Source organism: Hyalangium sp., assembly GCF_035629615.1.
Taxonomy (GTDB): domain Bacteria; phylum Myxococcota; class Myxococcia; order Myxococcales; family Myxococcaceae; genus Hyalangium.
Genome location: NZ_DASPHO010000786.1, coordinates 1 through 11835 on the forward strand (window position 1 = coordinate 1; position 11835 = coordinate 11835).

Sequence of the window (11835 nt, forward strand, 5' to 3'; positions counted from 1 at the left end):
CGTACATCATCGACACCGGCGTCCACCTGACGCACCAGGAGTTCGCCGGGCGGATGGGCAACAGCTTTGACGTGATTGGCAGCAATGGCAACGACTGCCACGGCCACGGCACCCACGTGGCCGCCACGGTGGGTGGCAGCACCTACGGCGTGGCGAAGAACGTGACGCTGCACGCGGTGCGCGTGCTCAACTGCGAGGGCGGGGGCACGGAGGCGGGCATCGTGGCGGGCGTGGACTGGGTGACGGCGAACCGCCAGTCCCCGGCGGTGGCGAACATGAGCCTCGGCGGTGACGCCAACCAGGCGTTGGATGACGCGGTCGCCCGGTCCATCAGCTCGGGGGTGACGTACGCGGTCGCCGCGGGCAATGACAACGCGAACGCCTGCCTCTACTCGCCGGCCCGCACTCCGACGGCCATCACCGTGGGAGCCACCAACAACGCGGACGCCCGGGCATGGTTCTCCAACTTCGGCACTTGCGTGGACATCTTCGCCCCGGGCGAGAGCATCACCTCCGCCTGGAACACCAGCAACACCGCTACCAACACCATCAGCGGTACGTCGATGGCCACCCCGCATGTGGTGGGCGCCGCGGCGCTGTACCTGGAGCGCAACCCCACCGCGACGCCGCTGCAGGTGCGCAACGCGCTGGTCAGCAACGGCACGGCCGGCAAGGTGAGCGACCCGGGTGCGGGCTCGCCCAACGTGCTGTTGTACATCGGCTTCATCCCGCCGTCGGGCAACGAGGACACCACCCCGCCCACCGCCACGCTGACCGCGCCCTCCCAGGGGGCCACCGTCTCCGGCAACGTCACGCTCTCGGCGAGCGCCTCGGACAACGTGGGCGTCACGCGGGTGGACTTCGAGGTGGATGGAGTCTTCGCTGGCAGCGACAGCTCCGCCCCCTACTCCTTCTCGTGGCCCAGCACCACGGTGGAGAACGGGAGCCACAGCATCGTGGCCCGGGCCCACGACGCGGCCGGGAACTCCGGCGGCAGCACCTCCACCACCGTCTCCGTCAACAACCCGGGCTACGCCTCCTATGACGCGACGCTCAAGGCGCCCAAGTGCGGCACGGTGGGAGCGCTCTGCGCCACCGGCAACCTGGTGAAGGGGCGTGGCCCCCTCGGCCCCGAGCTGAACGCTCCCAACACGATCAACAACTCCTGCGCGGACGGCGCCAGCGGCACCTACCAGCGCGATGAGACGCTCGAGTCGCTGAAGGTCTTCACCAGCGACGGGACGAACTTCGCGGCCGGCAAGACGGTCACCATCGAGGCCAAGGTGTGGGCCTTCGCGCTCCCCGACTGGGACTCGCTGGACCTGTACTACACGTCGAACGCCAACAGCCCCTCTTGGACCTACATCACCACGCTGCAACCTGGGGCAGGCGGCCTGCAGACGCTGAGCGCCTCGTACACGCTGCCGTCCGGGAGCCTCCAGGCGATCCGTGGCGTCTACCGCTTCCTTGGCAGCGCGAGTCCTTGCGACACGAGCAGCTGGAATGAGCGGGACGATCTGATCTTCGCGGTGGGTGGTGGTGGCGGTGGCGGCGGCGACACCACTCGGCCGACGACGGCGCTCACCGCTCCCAGCGCGGGAGCCACGCTCAGCGGCACGGTGACGGTCAGCGCCAGCGCCTCCGACAACGTGGGCGTCACCCGGGTCGAGTTCTACGCCGGCAGCACCCTCATCGGCGCGGACACCTCGACCCCCTACAGCATCTCCTGGACCACTTCCACCGTGGCCAATGGCAGCCATGCGCTGACCAGCAGGGCCTATGACGCCGCGGGCAACGTGGGCACCTCCAGCGCGGTGTCCGTCACCGTGAGCAATACCTCGGGAGGCTGTGGCATCACCGAGCAGCTCCTGCTCAACCCAGGCTTCGAGAGCGGCAGTGTGAGCTGGAGCGCCACCAGTGGCGTGATCGCCAGCGACGCCAGCACGGCGCGCACCGGGAGCTGGAGGGCGCTGCTGGGAGGCAAGGCCCTGCCGGCCACGTACACGCTGACTCAGACGGTCACCGTGCCGGCGTCAGCCTGCTCCGCGGCGCTGACGTTCTGGCTGCGGGTCTCTACCGAGGAGTTCACCATCGGCCCCATCTATGACTCGCTCGTGGTGGAGGTGCAGAACAGCTCGGGCACGGTGCTGGGCACGCTGGCCACCTACAGCAACCTGGACGGGGGCAGTGCCTACGTGCAGCGGACCTTCGATCTGGCGGCCTACAAGGGGCAGACCGTCCGGCTCTCCTTCAAGGCCACGGAGGACGACTTCTACCAGACGGGCTTCATCGTGGATGACACGTCGCTGACGATCACCCGCTGATGCAGGCGGGCGAGCGGGGGGGCCGCTGTCTTCCAGGCCCCCCCGCCACCAAGAGCCGTGCGCTGGGGTGCGTCCACGGGTTATAGAAGGCGGTGATGACGACTCAATTCGCCCGTCAGGCCCCCGCAGTGCTCCCTGGGCCCAATGATCCTTGCTGGTGCGGCAGCGGCACCAAGTACAAGAAGTGCCACCGCGGCGCAGACGCCGCAGAGGCCCGGAAGAAGGGGCCGGACACCCAGCGTCGGGGCATCCGGCCGGGCGTCATCAGCCCTCGTCGCACCGTGCCCCTCCACATCCCGCGTCCGGACTATGCGGAGACGGGCCGCCCCAGCCGCTCGGGGGAGCTGTCCGAGGTGAAGAGCGAGGACGTCATCGCCCGGATGCGCCGGGCGGGCAAGGCGGCGGCCCAGGTGCTGGAGCTCACCGCCAAGGCCGTGCGGCCGGGCATCACCACAGACGAGATCGACGCCATTGCCCACGAGGCCTACATCCAGCTGGGTGGCTACCCGAGCACCCTGAACTACCACGGCTACCCCAAGTCGCTGTGCACCTCGGTGAACGAGGTCATCTGCCATGGCATCCCCGACAGCCGCGCGCTGGAGGAAGGGGACATCGTCAACCTGGACATCACCATCTTCCTGGACGGCGTCCACGGGGACTGCTCGGCGACGTTCTTCGTGGGCAAGGTGGATCCGGACTCCGAGCGGCTGGTGCGGGTGACGCGGGAGTGCCTGGAGCTGGGCATCGCGGCGGTGAGGCCCGGCCGGCCCATCAATGAGATTGGCCGCGCCATCGAGGAGCACGCGACGAAGCACAGCATGAGCGTGGTGCGGGCCTACTGCGGGCACGGGATTGGCGAGCGCTTCCACAGCTCGCTGCAGATCCCCCACTACTACGAGGCGGACGCCAACACGATCATGAAGCCGGGGATGACGTTCACCATCGAGCCGATGATCAACCTGGGCCACTGGCAGCACCGCACGTGGGACGATGCGTGGACGGCCGTCACCGCGGACGGCAGCCGCAGCGCCCAGTTCGAGCACACCATCCTCGTGACAGAGCAGGGTGTGGAGATCCTCACGGTGCCCTGACGCTGGAAGCGTCGGTCCACAAGGTCACGGAGTGACGCGGACTCCCAGCGCGCTTCAGGGCACGGCGTGGAGCGCGCCCTCGGGGAGGGGACTGCCCGCGGGCCAGAGCAGGTAGACGGCGCCGCCGGAGTGACGCCAGGCGCGCCACAGCTCGTCGCGCTTGTAGACGGCCTCCACTTTGTCGTCACTGGGGAAGGCCGGGTCGTTGACCACCACGTCTCCCTCGGGGGAGAAGCCCTTCACGACGATGAGGTGCCCGTCCGTCTTGCGGGACGCGCCGCCCGTGAGCGCGCCCTCCTTGTAGGCGATGCTGATGCTCACGGGGATGCCCGCGGCGATGAGGCGCTCCACCTGGCTGAAGGAGTCCAGCCGAGCCACCATGGCGTGGAGAGCGCCGCCGCCCATGGCGGAGGCGTAGGCGACGTTGAAGCTCCAGTTGCCGGTGCCCTCGTAGACCTCGTCGAGGGTGTTGGCGGCCGCGGTGGGCACGGCCTCGGCCAGCTCCGGGCGGTTGAGCTTCCTGGCCCAGTAGCCGAGCAACATGGTGGTGGACGTGGGCGAGCACCACACGGGTCCGCCATCCGGGTAGATCATCTGCGAGAGGCCTGGCACGTCCAGCACGGTGCCCCAGGCCACCCGGTCCGAGGTCCCATCCGTGGGAGTGCGTGTGCCGTCACTCAGCGCCAGCGAGAGGGCGCGGACGCGAGGGCTCACCCCCGGCTGGGAGGAGTAGAGCCACACCCTCACGCGCAGCGCCTCCGCGGGCTTCTTCAGAACGAGCGTGTCAGTGAAGACCTTGCCGAGCTCGTCCTCCTGGCCGTTCACGCTGCGCCGGGACACGGTGCTCTTGTCGGAGGCCCACGGGCCGAAGTCGTACTCCTTCGTCCAGGTCCCATCGACGCGCGCGGCGAGCGTCACCCGCACCCACGTGCCCGGCGGGGTGAGCGCCTCCAGGGAGGGCACGGCGCTGTTGAAGCCGTTGGGAACGGGGTACTCCGCCAGGAGGGCCGTGCCCAAGCGGTAGCTCTCAACCGGTGGAGGCCCTCCCTCCTTGCCAGCGGGGAACGGCGTGGTGCCGGGAGGTGCTGCCGCATCCAGCTCCAGCGCGCCATCGCTGACCAGCACGGTGCCATCCCGGGAGAGACGCTCGAAGTCGCGCGTCGCCGCGCTGATGCGCCACTGTCGCGCCACCGGCTCCTCCGTTACGGGGTTTGTTCCGTCAGAAGATCGAGACCAACCTGCACACGCAGTCAGGGCGAGGAGGGGACCCAGAAGGAAGAGAGGACGAGCGTTCACGGGCGCGGAGCTAATCACGAGCCTGACGCTGCGCACAGAGCAACCGCCTCGCCGCCTGGTAGGCCTGTCTCGAAAGCTACCGCGCCAGCTCTCGGAGCAGCAGGTAGACGAACTCGGCACCCGGCTGCAGCGAGGCCACCGGGACGCGCTCGTTGGGCGCGTGTGCCGTGCGCGCGTCCTCGGGGGTGAGGGCGAAGAGATCGATGCCGTAGGCGTGGATGCCGGCCCTGCGCAGCATGGCGGACTCGGTGGTGCCGGTGGACTGGCGGGGGATGACGGGCACCCCCGGCCACACCTTGGCGGCGGCGGTCTTCGCGGCCCGGAACATCGCGTTGTCCCCCACGGGCGACATGGGCGAGTCGGGCGGGCTCGTGTTCATCTCCACCTGGACAGAGGGGTCGGCCACCGCGGCGATGAGGCGGGCGTGGAGCGCCTTGGCGTCCTCATCCGGCAGTAGCCGGCAGTTGATGGTGGCTTCGGCGGTGGTGGGGATGACGTTGGAGCGGGTGCCGGCCTGGAAGACGGTGGGGGTGCACGTGGAGCGCATCACCGCAGCCAGCGCGGGATCCAGCCGGGCCACCGTGTCCACGGCGTCCTGCGGAGGCGCGTCAGGCGAGGCGGCGATGCGCTTCAACGCCTCTCCCAGCTCCCCGGGAGTCCTGGGAGCGCGTCCCTGGATGTGCAGTCGCGCGGCGGGAGTCAGCCGGGCCGGGAAGGTGAGGGCACCGATTCGAGCCACCGCCGCGGACACGCGCACCAGCGGGTTGGGGTCCGCGGGTGGCGCGGACGAGTGGCCCCCGGGGCCGGTGGCCTTGAGCACCACGTTCCGGAAGACGCGCTCGGCGGCCTGGAGGGCCACGAACTGCACCCGGCGCCGATCCGCGGCCAGCTCGGTGAGGCCCCCTTCGTTGAGGGCGAACTCGGCCTCGCGCAGCTCCGAGCGGTTCGCGAGCATCCACTCCAGCCCATGGCCAGCGCCCACCTCCTCGTCCGCGCCGAGGTACAGCACGATGTCTCGCGACCGCTTCACGCCCTCGCGCTGGAGCCGCCGCAGCGCCAGCACGCTCGCGGCCGCCATGCCCTTGTTGTCCTGCACGCCGCGCCCATAGAGGAAGCCGTCGCGCTCGGTGAGCTGCCACGGATCGGTCGCCCACTCCTCTCGCTTGGCGGGGACCGTGTCCAGGTGCGCCAGGACGAGGAGGGGACGCCCGCCACCGCTGCCCTTCAGCCGCGCCAGGAGGTTCCCGCGTCCGGGAGCAGGCTCGATGATCTCCGCCTCGATGCCGGCCTCGCGCAGCCACCGCGCGGCCACCTGGGCGGCGGCGGTCTCGTTGCCGGGTGGATTGGAGGTGTCCACCGCGACGAGCTCGGCGAGCAGCGTTCGGAGCTCTTCGGCAGCGCGCGGGCGGGAGGGGGAAGCCGGGCCAGCGGCGTGGCTGCAACCCAGGGCGACGAGGGTAAGGCAGAGAGGGAGGTAGCGCATGAACGGGTGCGTTGTACCCCGCCCGATGCCGCAATGCCTCATCGCAGGCAAGTCGTGCTAGAGGGCCCACCGACCTGGAGAGTCCTACCGCCCATGCCCCCCTCTTTGAATCCTCGCGTCATCGAACTGCCCCTGCGCCACGCCTGGACGATCTCCCGAGGCACCAGCACCTCGAAGCGCAACGTCGTCGTCGAGCTGCGCTCCGAGGGACACGTGGGCGTGGGAGAGGCCGCGCCCAACGTGCGCTACCACGAGTCCGCGGAGACGGTGTTGGAGGCCCTGCGCACCCTGGAGCGGGGGCTCGACCGGGACCTGCGCTACTTCCGCGACATCTCGGAGGCGCTTCAGGAGGCCCTGCCCGGCAACGGCGCGGCCAAGGCGGCGGTGGACATCGCCCTGCATGACCTGGCGGGCAAGACGCTCGGGGTGCCGTTGTACCGGCTGCTCGGAGTCGATCCTGCACGCATGCCCATCACGTCCTTCTCCATTGGCATCGACGACCCGGAGACGCTGGCGCGCAAGGTGCGCGAGGCGGAGCCGTACCCCATCCTCAAGGTGAAGCTGGGCGCCGAGCGCGTACGGGAGGTGTTCAGCACGGTGCGGGCCGCCACGTCCAAGGTGGTTCGCGTGGATGCGAACGAGGCGTGGCGCCCGGAGGAGGCGCTCGAGCACATCAAGTGGATGGCCACCCAGGGCGTGGAGCTGGTGGAGCAGCCACTGCCCGCGGCGGATGTCGAGGGCGCGAAGTGGCTGCGGGCTCGCTCGCCCTTGCCGCTGGTGGCGGACGAGGCGCTGATCCGCGCCTCGGACGTGCCGCGGCTGGCCGAGGGCTATCACGGCATCAACGTGAAGCTGCAGAAGGCGGGAGGCATCCGCGAGACGCTGCGCATCATCGACGTGGCACGGGCGTGCGGGCTGAAGGTGATGATCGGGTGCATGGTGGAGACGTCGGTGGGCATCGCGGCGGCGGCGCACCTGGGGCCCCTCGCGGACTGGCTGGACCTGGACGGCAACCTGCTCATCTCCGAGGACCCGTTCCGCGGGCATCCGGTGGTGCAGGGGCGTATCCAGCTCGGGGATGGGCCCGGGCTCGGCGTGGAGCCGCGGACTCGCGCGTGAAGCCGGCACTCATCCAGGACCCGATGTCGGTGCTCGCCGTGCTGATCTGCGTGGTCGGCCTGCTGTTCCTGGCCGATCGGCACCCGCTGCTCCAGCGGTTCTTCCGCGTGGTGCCGCTGCTCGTCTTCATCTACTTCGTCCCCACGCTGCTCTCGAACCTGGGGATCATCCCCTTGCAGTCCGAGCTGTACCGCTTCGTGCGGGTGTACCTGCTGCCGGCCAGCCTGGTGCTGCTGGTGCTGTCCGTGGATCTGCCGGCGATTGCCCGGCTGGGACGCAATGCGGTGGTGATCTTCCTGGCCGGGGCGGCGGGCATCGTCCTGGGCGGGCCGCTGGCGTACCTCGCGCTGGGGTGGATGGTGCCGGCGGAGCTGGGGGAAGAGGCTTGGAAGGGGCTGGCGGCGCTGAGCGGCTCGTGGATCGGCGGCAGCGCGAACTTCGTGGCCATCGGCCAGAGCGTGGGGGCGCTCGACAGCACGTTGAGCATGATGGTGGTGGTGGACGTGGGCGTCTCCAACATCTGGACTGCGGTGCTGCTGTCCTTCGCGGGCCGCGAACAGAAGATGGACGCGAAGATAGGGGCGGACCGGCGGACGCTGGACGCCGTGCGGGGCGAGGTAGAGCGCCTCCAGGCGGAGACCGCTCGGCCCGTGACCCTGGCGGATCTGCTGTGGATGCTGGCGATCGCCTTCGGCGTGACGGTGGGATGTACCGTGCTTGCCTCGAAGCTGCCGGACCTGGGCAGCGTGGTGACGGGCTTCACGTGGGTGGTGCTGCTGGTGACGACGGTGGGGGTGGTGCTCTCGTTCACCCCGGTGCGGAAGTTGGAGGGAGCAGGGGCCAGCCGCGTGGGCTCGGTGTTCCTCTATCTCCTGGTGGCCACCATTGGCGCGCAGGCCGAGTTCCGTCGCCTCCTGGACGCGCCGGCCCTGGTCGCGGTGGGAATGCTGTGGATGGCATTCCACGCGGCAGTGATCCTGGGAGTGAGGCGGCTGCTGCGGGCTCCCATCTTCTTCGCGGCGGTGGGCTCTCAGGCGAACGTGGGCGGCACGGCCTCGGCCTCCGTGGTGGCGGCGGCCTTCCACCCGGCTCTGGCTCCGGTGGGCGTGCTGCTGGCAGTGCTCGGCTACGTGCTCGGCACCTATGGTGGGCTGATCAGCGCCGCGATGCTCGAGCAGGTGTACCGGCTTCTCCACTGAGGCAGGAAGAGCCGGGGCTCGCTATGGCAGGCCGTCTTCGAGCGGTGAGCCTGCCTCGCGTGAGCCCGGGTGTTATCTCTTCAGGAGTCCAGGGAGGTGTGAGGATGCCAGAGCGACGCGAGGTTCCCCTGTTCCAGCTCCCAGTGGCGGGCGGGCCGCCGCGCGGCACGCTGGATGCCTGGCAACGGCGAGACATGCTGGTGGCGCTCTTGCACCCCGGCTGCGACATCTGCCAGGCGCTTCACCGGGCACTCATGGAGCGGGCTCCTCGTTGGAGTCAGGAGGAGATCGAAGTCATCTCGGTCGTGCCCTCGGGCCGGCCGGGCGAGCCACTGCTCCCCGGAGCGCTCGAGGACTCGGAGGGGCGCATCTCACGGGAGCTGGCTCAGGAGCTCGGAGCCTCGCCGGGTGCGGCGCGGCTCGCTGTGGCCAACCGCTTCGGTACGCTCTACGCCGTGCTGGACATCCACGGCGGGCCCACGGAGGCCGTGCTGCGAGAGGCGCTGGAGTGGCTGGACCTTGCGCAACGCCAGTGCGGCGAGTGCTTCGCGCCCCTGGACTGGGACTGACGGGCGCGGGTCCCTCAGTTCCCGTCCTTCTTGTCCACGCGCGGGCCCTGGGTGAAACGCTGCTCGGGCCCTGGACCGGCGTACACCTGCACTGCCCGAAACGGACCCTCGGACACCACCTGCGCCGAGTGCTTCGCTCCAGCAGGGATGTACACCGCGTCCCCTCGCTCCACCCGCAGCTTCTGCCCGCTCACCGTCATCTCCGCGGCGCCGTCCTCGACATAGAGGATCTCCGCGCTCGACTCGTGGACGTGCTCGGGCACCCCCGCGCCCTTGCCCAACTCCAGCAGCGTCATGGAGGCGGCCGTGGCGCCTGTGGAGGCGTTGAGCAGCAGCGTGGCCGAGCCCTTGCCGTTGGCAATCAGGTGGCGCGGCGCTTCCTTCGTGGACACGCGGTAGCGGGGAGCCGCGGCAGGCTCGCCCGCCCAGGACAGCGCGGTCATGCCCAGCACCGCGGCGCCCAGCAGGGGGAGGATCATCCGGGGACGCGTCATGTCCCTGGATTTAGCACGCCCTCGCCCGCACCATGGAGCCCATGTCGGATGCCTTGAAGGACTACCCCATCACCGTGCGCTTCCCCCTCCATTGGAGCGAGATGGATGCGTACGGTCATGCCAACAACGCGCGCTTCTTCGTCTGGTTCGAGTCCGCGCGCATCACCTATCTCACCCGCATCGGGCTGGTGGGCGCGGGGCACTCGGGCATCGGCCCCATCCTCGCGGCCACGAACGCCGACTACCTCCAGCCCATCGTCTTTCCCGCGAACCTCATCTCGGGTGCGCGTGTATCCCGCATAGGCCGCTCCAGTATCACCATGGAGTACGCCGTCGCCGACGCGGACAAGGGCACCCTCTACGCCCGGGGCGGCGGTGTCATCGTCACCATCCGCTACCCTTCCTACGAGAAGATCCCCGTGCCAGCCGAGGTTCGTGCCGCGATCGAGGGGCTCGAGGGCCGACCCTTCACGCCCCCTGCCTGACAGGGATGTCAGGGGTCTCCTTAACATGGGGGCAACGGGGCGCGGGATCTCGGGGGGTTACGCCGTTGGTTCGCTGGCGTAGCGCTTGCTCCTGCCGCCACGCCCCGTCTGACCAAGGAGAACAGGCATGAAGACGAAGCTCTGGCTGTCCGGAACCCTGATGATTGCGCTCGGAGGAATTGGCTGCAGCGATGCGCCGACCGCGAAGGAGGTCTCCGAGACTACCGCCGGTCGCAGCAGTGAGATGATCCGCGCCGCAAGCGCCAGCGCGCGCGCGATGGGCGAGCTGTCTGCCATGGAGAGCATGGGCTCTACGGCCACCCTCCTGCAGAAGGCCTTTGGCTCGGTGCCCCTGACGGGCTCTCCGTCGACCCCGTGCACGGACCCCGAGGGCTGTTCCTCTTCGATTCCGAGCAACCCCATCCCGTCCGACCCCACGGAAGCGGAGGCGCAGGCGGCGCTGGTGGAGAAGTACCTGAGGGAGCGCATCTTCATCGAGGCGAACGTCGAGGGCACGGAGGGCGACTCCACCCTCTTCCGCATCACCGGTGAGGACGTATGCACCACGGGAGAGGTTCCCGCGAATGCTGACTGCGTGAAGGCCGTGGACCAGCTGGAGCTGCGCATCCGCGCCACCAGCACGGACAATGATGGCCTGGACCTGGGCTTCCAGTTCGGCCCCCAGCGCGACGAGCCGCTGGTGCTGAGCTTCGGCGAGAAGACGATGGCCGTGGTGGTGGACCTGGGCGAGGCGAAGGACGCGGTGCTCTTCCTGGCCCCTGAGGCCGTGACGGAGCTGCCGCGCGTGATGGTGGGCAAGGTGGAGCTGCGCCTGACGGAGAACGCCCCGCAGGACCTCACCTTCAGCACCAGCATCCTGGACGCCCTCCGCTTCGAGGTGGAGGAGGACGGCGCCACCCACGTGTTCTCCACGGCCAAGGCCGCTCCGCTGTCCGAGCTGCGCATGGATGCGAACGCGAAGCGCCTGAGCTTCGGGCTGAACCTGGGCGCCACCGAGTACAAGGGCCCGTACGGTGGTGACTCGGGGCTCTCCAGCCAGCAGGTGGTGTACTCGCTGTCCGGCATGTCCTTCGAGTTCAGCGCCGAGGAGGGGCAGAACGACTTCGTCGTCGCCCACGTGGGCCTGGGCGATGCGCAGAGCTACATGAGCCTGGACGGCACGAAGGTCTTCACCGCGGACCTGAACGCGCTGTCCGGCCGGCACTTCGACCTGAACCTCTCCAAGGGCGCGGACGGCCTGCCGCTGGTGCGTGTGCTCCCCGAGTTCGACCTGGCCACGAAGTTCTTCCTGGCGCCGCTCAAGGTGGATCCGAAGGCCGAGGTGCCCTCCTTCTATGAGGACCAGTCCTACCGCGTGCGGCTGAGCGGCGGCAGCGCGCCGAGCATCCGCCCGGTGGACGCCAACACGACGACGGGCTTCCCAGGCGGCCTGCAGGTGGTGTCGGGTGAGCTGACGCTGCAGGGCAAGGACGCGACTGTCACCGTGCCCGCGGGCAAGTGCCTGGTGGGCAAGGAGGCCGCAGCCCAGGGCAGCCACCCGCTGCTCGGCCACTTCGAGACGCGCGACTGCCAGTAAGGCTCGGGCCTCTCCTCAGTGCTCCCCGCGGCGCGCGTCCGCGGGGGCATTGGGGTGACGTTGCAGCAGCGTCCGGAGCTGCGGCTGCCGCCGCACCGCCTCCTGCTTGAGCAGGTGGGCAATGAGGGCAGGCGGCGCCGCGCTCCACCGGGCGATGTTCTGAATGAGCAGGGGTGAG

Annotated in this window: 10 protein-coding genes; 7 read left to right on the plus strand and 3 right to left on the minus strand. The window is 69.6% G+C overall.

The window, feature by feature from the left end:
- On the plus strand, positions 1-2324 hold a 2324-nt coding region (locus VD972_RS39380; RefSeq protein WP_324994103.1), incomplete at its 5' end, for a S8 family serine peptidase.
- A 95-nt stretch (positions 2325-2419) separates the two neighbouring features.
- Complete coding sequence (gene map, locus VD972_RS39385; RefSeq protein ID WP_324994105.1) at positions 2420-3415, plus strand: type I methionyl aminopeptidase; 996 nt, start codon at positions 2420-2422, stop codon at positions 3413-3415.
- Positions 3416-3469: 54 nt separating this feature from the next.
- Here the strand turns inward: map and VD972_RS39390 are convergent, their stop codons facing one another.
- Positions 3470-4606, minus strand: a complete 1137-nt coding sequence (locus tag VD972_RS39390) for a C39 family peptidase (protein ID WP_324994107.1) — start codon at positions 4604-4606, stop codon at positions 3470-3472.
- 181 nt (positions 4607-4787) lie between these two features.
- Complete coding sequence (locus VD972_RS39395) at positions 4788-6194, minus strand: M20/M25/M40 family metallo-hydrolase (RefSeq protein WP_324994109.1); 1407 nt, start codon at positions 6192-6194, stop codon at positions 4788-4790.
- Between the two features lie 93 nt (positions 6195-6287).
- Here VD972_RS39395 and VD972_RS39400 point away from each other — a divergent pair, with 93 nt between their 5' ends.
- The 3 genes from VD972_RS39400 to VD972_RS39410 all read left to right on the plus strand — a co-directional run bounded on the left by VD972_RS39400 (position 6288) and on the right by VD972_RS39410 (position 9081).
- Positions 6288-7313: a dipeptide epimerase gene (locus VD972_RS39400; RefSeq protein ID WP_324994111.1), complete on the plus strand. Its 1026-nt coding sequence runs from the start codon at positions 6288-6290 to the stop codon at positions 7311-7313.
- The gene (locus VD972_RS39405) at positions 7310-8512 is read left to right on the plus strand and encodes a DUF819 domain-containing protein (RefSeq protein WP_324994113.1); all 1203 of its coding nucleotides are present in this window, start codon (positions 7310-7312) and stop codon (positions 8510-8512) included. Before VD972_RS39400 ends, VD972_RS39405 begins: the two co-directional genes overlap by 4 nt.
- Positions 8513-8616: 104 nt before the next feature.
- Positions 8617-9081 carry a hypothetical protein gene (locus VD972_RS39410; RefSeq protein WP_324994115.1) on the plus strand — a complete coding sequence of 155 codons (465 nt, stop codon included), beginning with the start codon at positions 8617-8619 and terminating at the stop codon, positions 9079-9081.
- A gap of 14 nt (positions 9082-9095) precedes the next feature.
- Here VD972_RS39410 and VD972_RS39415 read toward each other — a convergent pair whose 3' ends face one another.
- The gene (locus VD972_RS39415) at positions 9096-9575 is read right to left on the minus strand and encodes a cupin domain-containing protein (RefSeq protein ID WP_324994117.1); all 480 of its coding nucleotides are present in this window, start codon (positions 9573-9575) and stop codon (positions 9096-9098) included.
- 41 nt (positions 9576-9616) lie between these two features.
- On the opposite strand from VD972_RS39415, the gene VD972_RS39420 reads away from it, so the two are divergent.
- Both VD972_RS39420 and VD972_RS39425 read left to right on the plus strand, forming a co-directional pair.
- Positions 9617-10060 carry a thioesterase family protein gene (locus tag VD972_RS39420; RefSeq protein WP_324994119.1) on the plus strand — a complete coding sequence of 148 codons (444 nt, stop codon included), beginning with the start codon at positions 9617-9619 and terminating at the stop codon, positions 10058-10060.
- A 127-nt stretch (positions 10061-10187) separates the two neighbouring features.
- Entirely contained in the window at positions 10188-11657 is a 1470-nt protein-coding gene (locus tag VD972_RS39425; RefSeq protein WP_324994121.1) for a hypothetical protein, read from the plus strand.
- Positions 11658-11835 lie beyond the last annotated feature (178 nt).

What these genes read in the sequence shown, in the direction of transcription:
- VD972_RS39400 (WP_324994111.1), top strand. Translation starts at nt 6,288, where the DNA reads ATGCCCCCCTCTTTGAATCCTCGCGTCATCGAACTGCCCCTGCGCCAC.
- VD972_RS39410 (WP_324994115.1), top strand. Translation starts at nt 8,617, where the DNA reads ATGCCAGAGCGACGCGAGGTTCCCCTGTTCCAGCTCCCAGTGGCGGGC.
- VD972_RS39425 (WP_324994121.1), top strand. Translation starts at nt 10,188, where the DNA reads ATGAAGACGAAGCTCTGGCTGTCCGGAACCCTGATGATTGCGCTCGGA.
- map (WP_324994105.1), top strand. Translation starts at nt 2,420, where the DNA reads ATGACGACTCAATTCGCCCGTCAGGCCCCCGCAGTGCTCCCTGGGCCC.
- VD972_RS39415 (WP_324994117.1), bottom strand. Translation starts at nt 9,575, where the DNA reads ATGACGCGTCCCCGGATGATCCTCCCCCTGCTGGGCGCCGCGGTGCTG.
- VD972_RS39395 (WP_324994109.1), bottom strand. Translation starts at nt 6,194, where the DNA reads ATGCGCTACCTCCCTCTCTGCCTTACCCTCGTCGCCCTGGGTTGCAGC.
- VD972_RS39420 (WP_324994119.1), top strand. Translation starts at nt 9,617, where the DNA reads ATGTCGGATGCCTTGAAGGACTACCCCATCACCGTGCGCTTCCCCCTC.